Genomic DNA, 15,124 nt, shown 5'->3' on the forward strand with positions numbered 1-15,124 from the left:
GTACGTCACGCGGCCGTCAGGCCCAGAGCTGGCCGTCGAGCCGGTCCTCGGCGTCGTCGACGGTGCCCTCGTAGGCGCCGGTCGAGAGGTACTTCCAGCCGCCGTCGGCGACGATGAAGGCGATGTCGGCGCGGTCGCCGTCCTGGACGGCCTTGCGCGCGATGCCGAGCGCGGCGTGCAGAACGGCGCCGGTGGAGATGCCGGCGAAGATGCCCTCCAGCTCCAGCAGCTGCCGCGTCCGCTGGACGGCGTCGCGCGGGCCGACCGAGAACCGCGACGTCAGCACCGTCTCGTCGTACAGCTCGGGCACGAACCCCTCGTCGAGGTTGCGCAGGCCGTAGACCAGCTCGCCGTACCGCGGCTCGGCGGCGACGACGCGCACCTCGGGCAGCTTCTCGCGCAGGTAGCGGCCGACGCCCATGAGCGTCCCCGTCGTGCCCAGCCCGGCGACGAAGTGGGTGATCTCGGGCAGGTCCTCGAGCAGCTCGGGGCCGGTCGTCTCGTAGTGCGCGAGCGCGTTGCCGGGGTTGCCGTACTGGTAGAGCATGACCCAGTCGGGATGCTGCTCGGCCAGCTGTTTGGCGACGCGGACGGCCTCGTTCGACCCGCCGGCCGCGGGCGACGGGATGATCTCGGCGCCCCACATGCGCAGCAGCTGACGGCGTTCCTCGGAGGTGTTCTCCGGCATCACGCAGACCAGGCGGTAGCCCTTGAGCTTGGCCGCCATGGCCAGCGCGATGCCGGTGTTGCCCGACGTCGGCTCCAGCAGCGTGGCGCCCGGCGTGAGCCGCCCGTCGGCCTCGGCGGCCTCGATCATGCGCAGCGCCGGGCGGTCCTTCACGGAGCCGGTCGGGTTGCGATCCTCCAGCTTCGCCCACAGCCGCACGTCAGGCGACGGCGACAGCTTTGGCAGCCCGACCAGCGGCGTCCGGCCGAGCGAGTCGAGCAGGGAGTCGTAGCGCATGAGTTCGCCGCTGGTCAGCGCGCGCCGCCGGCGACCGCCGGCAGCACGGTGACGCTGTCGCCGTCGTTCAGCGCCGTCTTCTCCGCGCCCAGGAACCGGACGTCCTCGTCGTTGACGTAGACGTTCACGAACCGGCGCAGCGACCCGTTCTCGACCAGCCGGTCGCGCAGCCCCGGATGCCGCGACTCGAGGTCGTCGATCAGCGCCGTCAGGGTGTCACCGGTGCCCTCGACGGTCTTCGCGCCGCCGGTGTACTGGCGCAGGATCGTGGGGATGCGGACCTCGACGGCCATCGGACTGCTCCTGGACTCTTCTGCTGCTGGGACGGTCACCCACCGCAACGGCGGTGCTGGGTCACATCATTCCCCATCGATGACCTGGACTTCCTCCTCGGTCACCACGCCGTCCACGATCCGGAACGAGCGGAACTCGTGCGTGTCCTCGTCGCGGGTCGAGACCAGGACGTAGTGGGCGCCCGGCTCGTTGGCGTAGGCGATGTCCGTGCGGGACGGGTACGCCTCGGTCGCCGTGTGCGAGTGATAGACGACGACCGGCTCCTCGTCGTTGTCGTCCATCTCGCGATATAGGCGCAGCAGGTCCATCGAGTCGAACTCGTAGAACGTGGGCGACCGGGCCGCGTTGAGCATCGGGACGAACCGCTCCGGGCGATCGGTGCCGGCCGGGCCGGCGATCACGCCGCACGCCTCGTCCGGGTGGTCCTTGCGGGCATGCTCCACGATGGCGTCGACGAGGTCACGGCGGATGCTCAGCACGGTTGCCAGGATACGGAGCATGACGGGCTGACGTGCCGCTGGCCGGGGGGCCGTGTGGGCGGTCCCCCGCTGCCGCGGCCCAAATACACCGTCCGCCGGATCCTGCAGCGTCGGCATCCTGGGTGTGACGCGCGTCCTGGGTCTCACGCGCGCCGAACACCCGTTTCGAGCCCGAAACCGCGCCTCACACCCAGGACGCGCCTCACACCCAGGTTGGTCCGCCGGGTCCTCGATAGGCAGGACCGTCCTCGATGGCAGAAACCGTCCTAGCGCCCCATCGAAGACGGTCACCACTATCGAAGACGACAGCCGGCATCGACGCCCGACCCGTCGCCACACTCCCCCCGTCCCCCTGATAGCTGCCGAGTTCTTAAGACCGCGGGCAGCAGGGGGACGGGCAACTCAGCCAGCTACTCCAGGGCGGAGGACAACGTCCGGACGAGCGTCTCCTGGACCCAGCCGAGCCAGTCGTAGACGTCGTGGACGTGGCGGCGGGGGTCGTTCTCGTCGAGGGAGAGCCAGTCGTCCCCGTCGGCGTCGGTGACGCCGAGGCGGGTGCCGAGGGCCAGCCGCAGGTCGGTGAGCGTGCGGAGCCAGGCCTCGGACTCGTCGGCGTTCAGCTCGATGCGGATCTTCTCGCGGTTCTTCGACGCCGCCCCGGCACCGTCGGCCGTGGCCAGGGAGGCGAGCACCGTCGCCGCCGTCGCCGCCTTGCGGTCGCGCAGGCCGCGCTCGGTGAACCGGCGGAAGTCGGACGCGGCCTCGGTGTCCTCGCGATAGCCGTCGGGGAAGAGCCGCAGCAGCACCGGGTCGGTCGGGCGGGACATCGTGTCGTCGGACAGGCCGAGCTCGGCGGCCCAGCCGTCACCGGCGGCGAGGTCAGCGGGCTCCTCGCGCACCAGCTCCAGCAGCTGACCCACCAGAGAGCGCAGCAGCTCGACCTCGACGACGTGGAACGACGCGGCGACGACGCCCCCGCGGGCCCGACGGAACGCGGTGCTCAGACTCGGTCCCCCGCCTTCTGCAGCGTGGCCCAAAGCCCGTAGGAGTGCATGGCCTCGACGTCGCGCTCCATCTCTTCACGCGTGCCGGAGGACACGACGGCCTTCCCCTTCTCATGGACGTCGAGCATCAGCTTCTCGGCCTTCGTCTTCGGATACGCGAAGTATGCCTGAAAGACGTAGGTGACATACGACATGAGGTTGACCGGGTCGTTCCACACCACGGTGACCCACGGGACGTCGGCCAGCGGCACCTCGGCGGCCTCCGGGCGCTCGATCTCGACGGGTGCGGTCATCACGGCCCCCAATGGTGTCATCTTCCGGCCATCACCCCGCGCCGTCCTCGCGCTGCCAAGCACAACTATGCTCTGGGCCGGCGTTGTTCCCGCCGGTCCACGACATCTCATCATCCACCCCACGCCACGCCTTCGCCAGTCTCCGCGGGATCCGGGCCATTCGGGGCGCAGCCGCATAGTCTGGTGGTTGTGTCGGAGACGACGGCCCTGCTCACCGACCATTACGAGCTGACGATGCTCCAGGCGGCGCTGGCCCGGGGCACCGCCGGACGGCGCTCGGTGTTCGAGGTGTTCGCCAGACGCTTACCCGGCGGACGCCGCTACGGCATCGTCGGCGGCACCGGCCGGCTGCTCGACGCGATCGAGGAGTTTCGGTTCGACGACGACGCGCTCGCCCACCTCGAGCGCAACGGTGTCGTCGACGGCGCCACGCTGGCCTGGTTGTCCGACTATCGGTTCACCGGCGACGTCTGGGGCTACGGCGAGGGTGAGGCGTACTTCCCGAACTCGCCGCTGCTCATCGTCGAGGCGTCGTTCGCCGAGGCGGTCGTGCTCGAGACGCTCGCGCTGTCGGTGCTGAACTTCGACTCCGCCATCGCCACGGCGGCCTCGCGTATGACGACGGCGGCCGGCGGGCGGCCGTGCATCGAGATGGGCTCGCGACGCACCCACGAACGGGCCGCCGTCGCCGCCGCGCGGGCCGCCTACATCGCCGGGTTCGCCACCACCAGCAACCTCGAGGCAGGTCGCACGTACGGCGTACCCACCCAGGGCACCAGCGCGCACTCGTTCACGTTGCTGCACGACACCGAGCGCGACGCGTTCACCGCGCAGGTCGACTCCCTGGGCAAGGGCACGACCTTGCTGGTCGACACGTACGACGTGGAAGAGGCGGTGCGGCTGGGCGTCGAGGTCGCCGGGCCTGAACTGGGCGCCGTCCGGCTCGACTCCGGCGACCTGCTGCCGCAGGCGAAGGAGGTCCGCGCGCTGCTGGACTCCCTCGGCGCCCGCGACACCCGCATCGTCGTCACCAGCGACCTCGACGAGCACGCCATCGCCGCGCTGGCCGCCGCGCCCGTCGACGCGTACGGCGTCGGCACCCAGCTGGTCACCGGGGCCGGCTCCCCGACGGCGGGCATGGTCTACAAGCTCGTGGCCCGGACCGGCGGCGACGGCACGCTGGCCTCCGTCGAGAAGAAGAGCGCCGGCAAGGTCAGCCACGGCGGGCGCAAGTACGCGCTGCGCCGCCGCAACGTCCGCGGCGTCGCCGAGGCGGAGGTCATCGGGGTCGGACACGAGCCGGCCGACGACGGCGACGACCGCCCGCTGCTGGTGCCGCTCGTGCGCGACGGCGAGACCGTCGGCCGCGAGCCGCTGGCCGCCGCCCGCGAGCGGCACGAACGGGCCCGCGCCGAGCTGCCCCGCATCGCGCTGAAGCTGTCGCGCGGTGAGCCCGCCATCCCCACCCGCTGGGAGGACCGCCCATGAAGCGCGCACTCATCGTCGTCGACGTCCAGAACGACTTCTGCGAGGGCGGCAGCCTCGCCGTCGCGGGCGGCGCGGACGTCGCGTTCGGCATCGCCGAGGTGCTCAAGCGCTGGACCGACGGCGACGAAGGGGACCGCCGCTACGACTACGTCGTCGCCACCCGCGACCACCACATCGACCCCGGCGACCACTTCTCCGAGACCCCCGACTACGTCGACAGCTGGCCACCGCACTGCGTGGCCGGCACCGATGGCGTCGCGTTCCACCCGAACCTCGACCCGCAGCCGTTCGACGCGGTCTTCGACAAGGGCGAGTACCAGGCCGCCTACTCCGGCTTCGAGGGCAAGTCGCACGACGGTGTCGGGCTGGCCGACTGGCTGCGCGGCCACGAGGTCGGCTCCGTCGACGTCGTCGGCATCGCGACCGACCACTGCGTCCGCGCGACCGCCCTCGACGCCGCCGGGAACGGCATCGAGACGACGGTGCTGCTCGAGCTCACCGCCGGGGTCGCGGCCAGGACGACGTCGGCGGCGCTGGACACCATGCGCGCGGCCGGCATCCGGCTGGAAGGCGCTCCGATCGTCCGCTGATCAGGCGGTACGCGCGGTGGCCGACGCCTCGCGGGCGTCCAGCAGCTCGTCCCAGTGCTCCGTGCCCCACGCGCACAGCGCCTCGATGACCGGCAGCATCGTCCGCCCGAGCGGCGTCAGCGCGTACTCGACGTGCCGCTCGGGGCCGGGCCGCTCGGTGCGCGCGACCAGGCCGTCGCGCTGCAGGTTCTTGAGCGACGCGGTGAGCGACTGGGCGCTGACGGTGCGCAGCGGGACGCGCAGCTCGGAGAACCGGCGCGGGCCGTGCTCGAGGCAGCGGATGACCATGCCGGCCCACTTGTCGGCGAACCGCAGCGGGATCAGCGTCGACGGGCAGACGGGGTCGAACATGTCGGGATCGAGCGGCGTCGGCATGTCTCAACCGTACTGACCTGCGTGCTCATGCCGGGCTGACCAGGGCGCGGCCTAGCGTGCGCGGCATGACGAGAATCGTGGTGTTCGGAGCCGGCGGACGGGCCGGGCGGGCGGTGCTGGCCGAGGCGGCCGGCCGGGGTTGGGACGTGACGGCGGTGGTGCGCGACCCCGCGCGACATGCCGACCTCGGCGGCGACGGGGTCGACCTGGCGGCCGGCGACGTGACCGAGGCTGACGCCGTCGCGACCCTGTCCGCCGGCCACGACGCGGCCGTGCACGCCGCCGCGAACCTCACCGTCCCGGCGGCCGAGTTCTTCCCCGCGGCCGCGTCGGCCCTGCTCGCTGGGGTGGCCGCCGCCGGCACGGGCCGGTTGGTGGCCGTCGGGCTGGCGTCGCAGCTGCCGGACGTGACGGGGACGCCGCTGCTCGAGACCCCCGGTTATCCGTCGGAGTACCGCGACTTCATGCTCGGCCACGGCGCCGGGCTGCACGTGTTCCGCACCGCTCGGACGGACGTCGACTGGCTGGTCGTCGCGCCGGCCGGCGACTTCGACCACGGCGGCAGGCCCGCCGGCGGGTACCGGATCGTCCCGGGCGACGCCGCCGCGCGGATCACCTACGCCGACCTCGCGGTGGCCGTCGCCGACGAGATCGAGCAGCCGCGGCACCACCGGCTGCTGCTGGGCGTGGAGGCGCCTCGGTAGGGTCGGCAGGCGTGATCCCCGCCGTGTGGATGGTCGCGGGCGCACCCGGCGCCGGCAAGACCACCGTCGCCCGCAAGCTGGCCGCGCTGCTCGATCCCGTCCCGGCGCTGCTCGACAAGGACACCGTCTACGCGTCGTTCGTGGCCGCGACGCTGGCGGCGAACGGGCGGCCGTTCGGCGAGCGCGAGGGCCCCTGGTACGACGAGCACGTCAAGGTGCACGAGTACGGCGGCCTCGCCGACACCGCCGCGGAGGTCCGGTCGGCCGGCTGCCCGGTGATCCTGGTCGGCCCGTTCACCGGCCAGACCCGCGATGCAGACCGCTGGGCCGCCTACGTCGACCGGCTCGGCGGCGATCCGGTGCACCTGCTCTGGGTGCGGTCGGACGGCGATACCTTGCGCTCGCGGATCACCGCCCGGGGGCACGACCGCGACGGCGAGAAGCTGGCGAACTTCGCCCGCTTCACCGCGGCCACCCTGCCGGACGTCCCGCCGCTCGCGCCGCACACCGAGATCGACAACCGCCGCGGCGCCCCGCCCTTGGACGACCAGCTGGCCGCGCTGTTGCCGTCGACCCCTTTGCAATGAGCACCTATACGCACCACCGGCGCAAGTGGTGCGTATAGGTGCTCATTGCAAAGGGGTCAGCGGAAGAGGCGCTCCAGGACTTGGGCGACGCCGTCCTCGTCGTTCGAGGGGCAGCGGTGGGACGCGGCGGCGACGGCGTCGGGGTGGGCGTTGCGGACGGCGTACGACGTCCCCGCCCAGGTGAGCATCGGGACGTCGTTGGGCATGTCGCCGAACGCGACCACGTCGTGCGCGTCGACGCCGAGCGACCCGCACAACGCCGCCAGGGCGGACGCCTTCGAGACGCCGGCCCGGCTGACCTCCAGGACCGGCGCGTGGCCCGAGTACGTCGCCGCCGCGAGCGAGCCGACCACGGCCGCCGCTCGGGACACGAACTCGCGCGCGTCGAGGTCCGGGTGCGTGACCACCAGCTTCGACACCGGCTCGGCCAGCAGCTCCTCGAGCGAGGCGACGACGGTGCCGTCCGGCGTCGGCCAGGTACCCCGGAAGGACGGCTCCTGCCCGAACGTCAGCCGCCGCTCGATGGCGAACGTCGCGCCGGGCACGCTGGCCCGGATCGCCCGCGCCACCTCGAGCGCGACGTCGCCGGGGAGGCCGTGCTCCTCGATCACCTCGCGGCGGCGCACGTCGTAGACCAGGGCGCCGTTCGCGCAGATCGCCAGCCCGTGCGCTCCGACCTCCGCGGCCAGGACGTCGATCCAGCGCGGCGGCCGCCCGGACACGAACACGACGGTCGCGCCGGCGTCCTCGGCCCGGGCCAGCGCGGCCCGGGTCCGCGGCGACACCGTCCCGTCACTGTGCAGCAGGGTCCCGTCGAGGTCGGTGGCGACCACCTTCACGGCTGGGTGAGCCCGGACTGGACGGCGAAGACGACGAGCTGGGCGCGGTCGCGGGCGTGCAGCTTCACCATCGCGCGGCTGACGTGGGTGCGGACGGTCGCCGGGCTGACCACCAGCTCGGCGGCGATCTCGTCGTTGGACCGGCCGGTCGCCACCCAGGCGACGATCTCGCGCTCGCGCTCGGTGAGCCGGTCCAGTTCGGGGTGCGGCGCGCTGGCGGGCACGTCACGGCCGCTGAACTGCTCGATGACGCGGCGGGTGACCGACGGCGAGAGCAGGCTGGCGCCGTCGGCGACCACCCGGATGGCGTGCAGCAGCTCGGCCGGCGGCGAGTCCTTGAGCACGAACCCGCTGGCCCCGCCCCGCAGCGCCTCGAACACGTACTCGTCCAGCTCGAACGTGGTCAGCACGATGACCTTGACGTCGGACAGGGCGGGGTCGGCGGTGATCTCGCGCAGCGCGGCCAGACCGTCGAGCACCGGCATGCGGATGTCCATCAGCACGACGTCGGGCTTGGTGCGGCGGACGAGGTCCAGCCCGGCGCGCCCGTCAGCGGCCTCGCCGGCCAGCTCGGTGTCGTCCTCCGTCTCGAGCAGCGTGGCCAGGCCCATGCGCACCAGCGCCTGGTCGTCGACGACGGCCACCCTGATGACACTGCTCACGTCTTCGGTCATGGTGTCGATCCTGACATGTCCGCCGCGCGGTCGGCGCCGGCGAGGGGCAGCCGGGCATGGACGGCGAACCCGCCACCGCCGCGCGGACCCGCCTGCAGCCGGCCGCCGAGCGCCTCGGCCCGGGCCCGCATGCCGGCGATCCCGGTCCCGGATCCGTCGTCATCGCGCACCGGAGGCGCGGCCGCCCCGCCCACTCCGTTGTCGCTGACGTCCACCAGCAGCTCGTCGCCGGAGCGGCGGATCTGCACCTCGGCGCGGGTGGCGGCGGCGTGGCGCAACACGTTGGTCAGCGACTCCTGCACGATGCGGTAGGCCGCCACGTCGACGTCGGGCGGGAGATCGCCGCCGGACGCGCCGGACAGGTCGGACACCACGTCGACGCCGCCGGCCCGGATGCGCTCCAGCAGGACGCCGACCTCGGCCAGCCCGGCGACCGGACGGCGCGGCGCGGCGTCGGTGACCGGGCTGCGCAGCAGCTGCAGCTCGGCCCGCAGGCCGTCGAGCGAGGACCGGCTGGTGTCGCGGATCGCCTCCAGGGCGCCCCGCACCTTCTCCGGGTTGCGGTCCAGGACGTGCAGGGCGACGCCGGCCTGCATCGCGATGACCGCCAGGCCGTGGCCGACGGAGTCGTGCAGCTCCTGCGCCATGCGCAGCCGCTCCTCGGACACCGCACGGCGGGCCTGCTCCGCGCGGACGTCGGCCTGCGACTCGCGCCGGGTCTTCAGCGCCGCGCCGATGGCCAGCGGCGCGGCGAACGCGACCAGCGAGCCGATGGCGCCGAGGCTGGCGTCGCGCCAGAAGTCGCCGCCCTCGCCGAGCAGCCGGGACGCCGCCACGACAGCGATGAGCGCCCAGTAGCCGCCGACCCACTGCAGCGCCGTGCGCAGCGGCAGCAGGTGGCCGAGGGTGAAGCTGATCAGCAGGACGGTGAACATGATCGGCCCGTACGGGTAGTTCGCCGCGAGGTAGATCAGCACGGCCGCGCCACTCACCACGAGGACGGTGCGCGGGTACCGGCTGCGCACCACGAACGACAGCGCCGCCAGCACCACCAGCGCGTACGCGACGGCATCGGCGTCGCGCCCGCCCTCGTCGCCGGCGCTGGCCCCGTGGGTACCGGCGACGCAGAACAACAGCAGGACCAGCGCGATGCCCACGTCGAGCAGCGACACCTTGAATCGAGCGAATCTTTCCACGTCATCGACCTTAGGGCGACGGGCACGCGCGCGGCGTCGGCGGCGCGGCGTAACCGGACTACGCGGATCTGCGTACGTCCGATGCCGCTCCTGGGCCGACGCGGGCGACGGCGTCTGCGCGGGAGCGTGGAGCCATGACGAACACCATCGTGGTCACCGACCGGCTGACCAAGCGCTACGGCGACCGGCTCGCCGTCAGCGACGTGAGCCTCACCGTCCGGCGCGGTGAGGTGTACGGCTTCCTCGGACCGAACGGAGCCGGCAAGACGACCACGCTGCGCATGCTGCTCGGCCTGGTCCGTCCCACCAGCGGGACCGCGATCGTGCTGGGCCACGCGCCTGGTGCGCCCGGCGCGACGGCCCGGGTCGGCGCGCTCGTCGAGGGCCCCGGCTTCTACCCCTACCTCTCCGGCCGCGACAACCTGCGCGTGATGGCCCGCTACCAGGGCGTCTCCGACCACGCCGTCGAGGACGCGTTGACGCGGGTGGACCTGCGCGAGCGCGGCAGCGACGCCTTCAAGTCGTACTCGCTGGGCATGAAGCAGCGGCTCGGCGTCGCGTCGGCGCTGCTCGGCGAGCCCGACCTGCTGGTCCTGGACGAGCCGACGAACGGGCTGGACCCGGGCGGCATGGCCGACATGCGCAAGCTCGTCGTCGACCTCGCCGAGCAGGGCCAGACGGTGCTGCTGTCCAGCCACCTGCTGGCCGAGGTGCAGGAGATCTGCGACCGCGTCGGCGTCATCGCCCACGGCCGGCTGCTGGCCGAGAGCACCGTCGCCGAGCTCCGCGGCGCCAGCACGCTGCTGGTCCGCGCGCACCCGGTGGAGCTGGCGCTGGCGGTGTCGATGGAGGTGGCCGGCGACGACGCCGTCCAGCTCACCGACGACGGCGTGCGGCTGGAGCTGCCCGAGGACCGGGCGCCCGACCTGGCCCGCGCGCTGGTCGCGGCCGGCGCCGACATCCACGAGATCCGCCCGAGTGAGCGGTCCCTGGAGGACGTGTTCTTCGAGATGACGACAGACCAGGAGGAGAACCGATGAGCACCGCGACGATGACCGAACGGCCCGCCGCCCGCGGCGAGACCCGGACCGTCCCGACCGTGCTCGGCGGCCTGCTCGCCAGCACCCGGGCCGAGCTGCTGCGGCTGCGCAAGTGGCCCGCCGTCTGGATCCTGCTGACGGTGTGGCTGCTGCTCAACCTCACCTTCGCCTACATCTTCAACTACGTCGCCTACGCGACCGGGTCGTCCGGCTTCTCCAACGAGGGCGTCTCGACGGAAAGCCTGCTGCCGGAGCTGCTGCCCGCGGCGATCCCGTCGGTCCTCACCGGCGGCATGCCGATGTTCGGCGGCGCGATCATGTTCATCCTCGGCGCGCTGGCGGCCGGCAGCGGGTTCGGCTGGGGCAGCTGGAAGACCGTGCTCACGCAGGGCCCGGGCCGGCTGTCCGCGTTCGGCGGGACGGTGGCCGCGGTCGGCATCGCGGTCGTCGGGGCGGTCGTGGCGACCGTGGCCCTGGACTTCGCGGCGTCGTCGCTGATCTCCGTCACCGAGGGCCAGAGCTTCGTCTGGCCGGAGTTCGGCGCGCTGGCCGAGTCGTTCGGCGGCGGGCTGCTGATCTTCGGGATGTGGGCGATGGCCGGCGTGCTGGTCGGCGTGCTGACCCGCAGCCCGGCGCTGGCGGTCGGCCTCGGGCTGGTGTGGTCGCTGGTGATCGAGAACCTGCTGCGCGGCGTCGGCAACCTGCTCAGCGGCCTCGAGTACGTGACCGACGTGCTGCCGGGGACGGCGGCCGGGTCGCTGGCCGGCGCCCTGGGCGCGGGCACCGAGGGCGACCCCGACGGGGCGCCGGGCGTGCTCACCGTGCTCGACGGCCGGCCGGCGGCACTGCTGGTGGCCGCGTACCTGGTGGCCTTCGCCGTGGTGGGAGGGCTGCTGATGCGTCACCGCGACGTCGTCTGATCCACGTACCCCCCCCCTCATGATCATGTTCCCTGGCGGCGTCATAGCGACCGCCAGGGAACATGATCATGAGGGGGGTGGTTACGCTACCGAGTCGCGGCGTTTCGGCGGGAGGTGCGATGAAATACGGCGTCCTGGGCCCTCTGGTGGTCCACGACGACCTCGGCGGGACCGTCGCGGTCACGTCCGCCAAGCAGCGGCTGCTGCTGGCAGTCCTGCTGACCCGCCGCAACACCCTGGTGTCCGCCGATGCGCTGCTGGACGCGCTGTGGGGCGGGCGCCCGCCGCGGTCGGCGCGGGCGAACCTGCAGAGCTACGTCCACCGGCTGCGGCGGCTGCTCGGCGAGGACCGCATCGTGCACCAGCGCTCCGGCTACCAGCTGGAGGTGCGGCCCGGCGAGGCCGACGACGAGGAGTTCGAGCGGCTGGCCGGTGAGGGCCGGGCCGCCCGAGCGGCCGGCGACGTCGGGCGGGCGGCCGAGCTGTTGCACCGGGCGGCGACGCTCTGGCGCGGGCCGGACGCCTACGCCGGCGTCCCCGAGTCGGGGGCGGTCGAGCCGGAGGCGGCCCGGCTCGGCGAACTGCGGCTCGCGGTGACCGAGCTGCGCATCGACGCCGACCTCGAGCGCGGCCAGGACGACCTGCTGGTCGCGGAGCTGAGCGCCCTGGTCAACGCCTACCCGCTGCGCCAGCGGCTGTACCGCCAGCTCATGCTCGCCCTGCACCGGTCCGGCCGCACGGGCGACGCGCTCGACGTCTATCGGCAGGCCCGCACGACGCTGGTCGAGGAGCTGGGCCTGGAGCCGGGGCCGGAGCTGCGCGACCTCGAGCAGGCCATCCTGACCGACGACCCCGCGCTCGCCGCGCCACCGCCGGCCACCCGCCCCGCGACCCGCCCCGCGGCCGAGCTGCCGCCCGCCGACGCGGCCTTCACCGGGCGGCGCGACGAGGTGCGGCGGGTCACCGCCTGGCTGACGGACGGCGCCGGGCGGCACGGCGCCGGCCGGCCGGCCGTCGTGGCGATCAGCGGACCCGGCGGCGTGGGCAAGTCCGCCCTCGCCCTGCGAGCGGCGCACACCGTCGCCGAGACGTTCCCCGACGGCCAGCTGTACGTGAACCTGCGCGGCGCGACGCCCGGGGTCCGGCCGCTGCGGCCGCACGACGTGCTGGTCAGGCTGCTCGGCTCGCTCGGCGTCGACGAGCGGCAGGTCCCCGGCGACCCGTCCGCCGCCGCGGCGCTGTTCCGGAGCACCGTCGCCGGGCGGCGGCTGCTGATCGTGCTCGACGACGCTGACTCCGCCGCGCAGGTCCGTCCGCTGCTGCCCGGTCCGGGCGCGGGGCCGGCCCTGCTGGTCACCAGCCGCCGGGTGCTCGCGACCATCGCCGGCGCCCACCGGCTCGCGCTCGGGACGCTGCCGCCGGACGAGGCGGTCGACCTGCTCGCGGCGCTGGCCGGCCCGGGGCGGGTGACGGCCGAGCCCGAGGCCGCCGCCGACGTCGTGACGCTCTGCGGCCTGCTCCCGCTGGCCGTCCGGGTGGCCGGGGCGCGGCTGCTGGCGCGGCCGGACTGGACGCTGTCGTCGCTGCGCGACCGGCTGGACGACGCGCAGCACCGGCTCGACGAGCTGGAGCACGACGACCTCGCGGTGCGGGCCAGCTGCGACGTCGCGTTCGACGCGTTGCCCGAGGCGCCGGCGGCGGTCTTCACCAGCCTGGGCCTGGCCGGGTTCGCCGACTTCACCGTGCACACCGCGGCCGCGCTGGCGGGCCGTCCGCTGCCGGCGACCCGGCGGGCGCTGGACCAACTGGTCGAGGCCCAGCTGCTGATCGCGGCGCCGGACGACCGGTTCACGCTGCACGACCTCGTTCGCCTCTACGCGCGGGAGCGGGCCGAGCGCACGCTGACCCCGTCCGGCCGCGACGACGCACTGCGCCGGGCGCTGCACCACTACCTCGCCACCGCGCGCAACGCGTCGCGCATGAGCGTCGCCTGGTCCGACCGCCACGCATCCATCGGCCCGGCGACCACCGGGCCGGCCCGCGCCGGCGCCGACCCCGCCGGCCCCGCCGAGCTCCCCGACGGCGCCGCCATCTCGGCCTGGGTGCGGGCGGAGTCGGACAACATCGCCGCCGCCGCGATCCACGCCGCGGCGCTCGACGGCGACGGCCCGGCCATCCTGGCCGGCCTGGCCGCGGCCATGGCGCACCCGCTGCGCAGCCAGGACCGCTGGACCGACCTCGTCGCGATCGGCCGCCTCGCGCTCGCGACCCTCGGCGACGAGGCCGACGACGGCGCGGGCCACGCCCGCTGGCGCTCCAAGCTGCACCAGAGCCTCAGCGACGGCTACTTCATGCTGGACCGCCTGCCGGAGGCGCAGCACCACGGACTCGAGGCGGTCCGGGCCTCGCACGAGGGCGGCGACCGCCACGGCGAGGCCGACGCCCGCAGCGCGCTCGGCTTCATCCTCCACCACCTGAACCGCACCGATGAGGCGTTCGTCCACTACCGCCGCGCGCTGCGGCTGCAGCGCGAGATCGCCGACCCCAAGGGCCAGGCACTCACCCTCACCCGGCTCGGCGTCGGCCACCATCGCAGCGGCCGGCTGGATGAGGCGATCGCCTGCCAGGAGCGGGCGCTGCGGCTGGACGACAGCCCGCACCTCACCGGCATCGCGTGGTTCCGGCTCGGCGACGCACACCTCGACGCCGGACGGCCGGAGCGCGCCCTCGACTGCTTCGAGCGGGCCATCGAGGCGTTCCAGGCGTGCGGCTCCAGCGTCGACGAGGCGCTGGCCAGGTGGCTGCGCGGCGACATCCTGCGGCTGCTCGGCCGCGACGGCGACGCCCGGCACAGCTGGAGCCGCTCGACCGACCTGCTGCGCGAGATGCGCAGCCTGACCAGCGACGAGGCCGGCGACCTGCTCGGCGCGCCGGTCCCGCGGATGCCGGCCGTCCTGCGCCGCGGCCGCGACGCACGCCACCCGGCCTGACCACCGGTCAGTGGGCGTGTAGAGCGCGTGTAGCGGCACCTGGGATCGTCTCGTCCGGTTCGCCCGAACCAGACCACACTGACGTACCGGAGATAGCGCGCGTGAATTCGACGATCCGATCCCGAGCCTTCGTCCCGTTGGCCGGCATAGCCCTGCTGTTCGCGACCGCCGCCTGCGGGTCCGACGACGATCCGCCGCCGCCGTCGGCGCCGGAGTCCGACCTCGAGCTGACCATGACCGACCCGCCCGCGGACGCCGAGGAGGACACCGAGCCGGAGTCCTCCGGCGACGGCGACTACTGCGGGCTGCTCGAGACGATGGGTGACGACCTCCTCGCCGGCTCCTCGGCCACCGACCCCGACGCCGCCGCCGGGCTGGTCGAGACCTACCGCGAGATCGCCGCCGCGGCGCCGGACGACGTCGCCGCGGACTGGACCGCGATGGCCGACGCCATGCAGGCGATGGCCGACATCGACCCGGCCGACCCGGCGGCGCTCGAGCAGCTGGAAGACCTCGGCGACCTCACCGCGATCAGCCAGCGGCTGGGCGAGAGCGTCCAGTCCGAGTGCGGCTGAGGACGAGCCGCGGCCGAGGTCACGCCGTCAAGTGACCTCGGCCGCATCAGGGTGTGTCTCCCGGGTCTCGGCCGTTGCGAGCGGCGTCCAGGTGGATGCCTCGCAAGGCCGA

17 protein-coding genes are annotated in these 15,124 nt (G+C 73.8%); 8 read left to right on the top strand and 9 right to left on the bottom strand.

Features of this window, described 5'->3' with window-relative positions:
* Positions 1 to 16: 16 nt before the first annotated feature.
* The 5 genes from BLV05_RS32120 to clpS form a co-directional block, all read right to left on the bottom strand.
* Positions 17 to 964 carry a PLP-dependent cysteine synthase family protein gene (locus tag BLV05_RS32120; protein WP_046768617.1) on the bottom strand — a complete coding sequence of 316 codons (948 nt, stop codon included), beginning with the start codon at positions 962 to 964 and terminating at the stop codon, positions 17 to 19.
* Positions 965 to 978: 14 nt separating this feature from the next.
* Complete coding sequence (locus tag BLV05_RS32125) at positions 979 to 1,257, bottom strand: MoaD family protein (protein ID WP_046768616.1); 279 nt, start codon at positions 1,255 to 1,257, stop codon at positions 979 to 981.
* Positions 1,258 to 1,323: 66 nt separating this feature from the next.
* The gene (locus tag BLV05_RS32130; protein WP_152690741.1) at positions 1,324 to 1,746 is read right to left on the bottom strand and encodes a Mov34/MPN/PAD-1 family protein; all 423 of its coding nucleotides are present in this window, start codon (positions 1,744 to 1,746) and stop codon (positions 1,324 to 1,326) included.
* A 401-nt stretch (positions 1,747 to 2,147) separates the two neighbouring features.
* Positions 2,148 to 2,774 (bottom strand): DUF2017 domain-containing protein, encoded by a 627-nt coding sequence (locus BLV05_RS32135; RefSeq protein ID WP_052762415.1) that lies wholly within the window; start codon positions 2,772 to 2,774, stop codon positions 2,148 to 2,150.
* A complete protein-coding gene (gene clpS / locus BLV05_RS32140) occupies positions 2,738 to 3,046 on the bottom strand; it encodes an ATP-dependent Clp protease adapter ClpS (protein ID WP_132104896.1) in 309 nt (102 codons plus the stop codon). The genes BLV05_RS32135 and clpS overlap by 37 nt, the downstream gene beginning before the upstream one ends.
* 177 nt (positions 3,047 to 3,223) lie before the next feature.
* Between clpS and BLV05_RS32145 the strand changes: the two genes are divergently transcribed.
* Positions 3,224 to 4,522 (top strand): nicotinate phosphoribosyltransferase, encoded by a 1,299-nt coding sequence (locus BLV05_RS32145; RefSeq protein ID WP_046768613.1) that lies wholly within the window; start codon positions 3,224 to 3,226, stop codon positions 4,520 to 4,522.
* Positions 4,519 to 5,112 carry an isochorismatase family protein gene (locus BLV05_RS32150; RefSeq protein ID WP_046768612.1) on the top strand — a complete coding sequence of 198 codons (594 nt, stop codon included), beginning with the start codon at positions 4,519 to 4,521 and terminating at the stop codon, positions 5,110 to 5,112. The genes BLV05_RS32145 and BLV05_RS32150 overlap by 4 nt, the downstream gene beginning before the upstream one ends.
* On the opposite strand, the gene BLV05_RS32155 is transcribed toward BLV05_RS32150, so the two are convergent.
* Positions 5,113 to 5,487: a winged helix-turn-helix transcriptional regulator gene (locus BLV05_RS32155; RefSeq protein ID WP_046768611.1), complete on the bottom strand. Its 375-nt coding sequence runs from the start codon at positions 5,485 to 5,487 to the stop codon at positions 5,113 to 5,115.
* A 65-nt stretch (positions 5,488 to 5,552) separates the two neighbouring features.
* Here BLV05_RS32155 and BLV05_RS32160 point away from each other — a divergent pair, with 65 nt between their 5' ends.
* Both BLV05_RS32160 and BLV05_RS32165 read left to right on the top strand, forming a co-directional pair.
* Entirely contained in the window at positions 5,553 to 6,191 is a 639-nt protein-coding gene (locus BLV05_RS32160; protein ID WP_046768610.1) for an NAD(P)-dependent oxidoreductase, read from the top strand.
* A gap of 29 nt (positions 6,192 to 6,220) precedes the next feature.
* Positions 6,221 to 6,778: an AAA family ATPase gene (locus BLV05_RS32165; RefSeq protein ID WP_046768727.1), complete on the top strand. Its 558-nt coding sequence runs from the start codon at positions 6,221 to 6,223 to the stop codon at positions 6,776 to 6,778.
* Between the two features lie 56 nt (positions 6,779 to 6,834).
* Here the strand turns inward: BLV05_RS32165 and BLV05_RS32170 are convergent, their stop codons facing one another.
* From BLV05_RS32170 to BLV05_RS32180, 3 genes are read right to left on the bottom strand one after another with little or no spacing between them, the layout of a single operon-like run.
* Positions 6,835 to 7,617, bottom strand: coding sequence for an HAD family hydrolase (locus tag BLV05_RS32170; RefSeq protein WP_046768609.1), 783 nt, complete (start codon positions 7,615 to 7,617; stop codon positions 6,835 to 6,837).
* Positions 7,614 to 8,291, bottom strand: a complete 678-nt coding sequence (locus tag BLV05_RS32175; protein ID WP_046768608.1) for a response regulator transcription factor — start codon at positions 8,289 to 8,291, stop codon at positions 7,614 to 7,616. The genes BLV05_RS32170 and BLV05_RS32175 overlap by 4 nt, the downstream gene beginning before the upstream one ends.
* Entirely contained in the window at positions 8,288 to 9,487 is a 1,200-nt protein-coding gene (locus BLV05_RS32180) for a sensor histidine kinase (protein ID WP_046768607.1), read from the bottom strand. The genes BLV05_RS32175 and BLV05_RS32180 overlap by 4 nt, the downstream gene beginning before the upstream one ends.
* Before the next feature lie 134 nt (positions 9,488 to 9,621).
* On the opposite strand from BLV05_RS32180, the gene BLV05_RS32185 reads away from it, so the two are divergent.
* The 4 genes from BLV05_RS32185 (at position 9,622) to BLV05_RS32200 (ending at position 15,012) form a co-directional block, all read left to right on the top strand.
* Positions 9,622 to 10,527 carry an ABC transporter ATP-binding protein gene (locus tag BLV05_RS32185; protein ID WP_046768606.1) on the top strand — a complete coding sequence of 302 codons (906 nt, stop codon included), beginning with the start codon at positions 9,622 to 9,624 and terminating at the stop codon, positions 10,525 to 10,527.
* Entirely contained in the window at positions 10,524 to 11,447 is a 924-nt protein-coding gene (locus tag BLV05_RS32190) for an ABC transporter permease (RefSeq protein WP_046768605.1), read from the top strand. The genes BLV05_RS32185 and BLV05_RS32190 overlap by 4 nt, the downstream gene beginning before the upstream one ends.
* A gap of 119 nt (positions 11,448 to 11,566) precedes the next feature.
* Entirely contained in the window at positions 11,567 to 14,437 is a 2,871-nt protein-coding gene (locus BLV05_RS32195) for an AfsR/SARP family transcriptional regulator (protein ID WP_052762413.1), read from the top strand.
* 137 nt (positions 14,438 to 14,574) lie between these two features.
* Positions 14,575 to 15,012 (top strand): hypothetical protein, encoded by a 438-nt coding sequence (locus BLV05_RS32200; protein ID WP_046768604.1) that lies wholly within the window; start codon positions 14,575 to 14,577, stop codon positions 15,010 to 15,012.
* The last annotated feature ends 112 nt before the right edge of the window (positions 15,013 to 15,124 follow it).

The sequence above is a fragment of the Jiangella alkaliphila genome (assembly GCF_900105925.1).
In the GTDB taxonomy this organism is placed as follows: Bacteria; Actinomycetota; Actinomycetes; order Jiangellales; family Jiangellaceae; genus Jiangella; species Jiangella alkaliphila.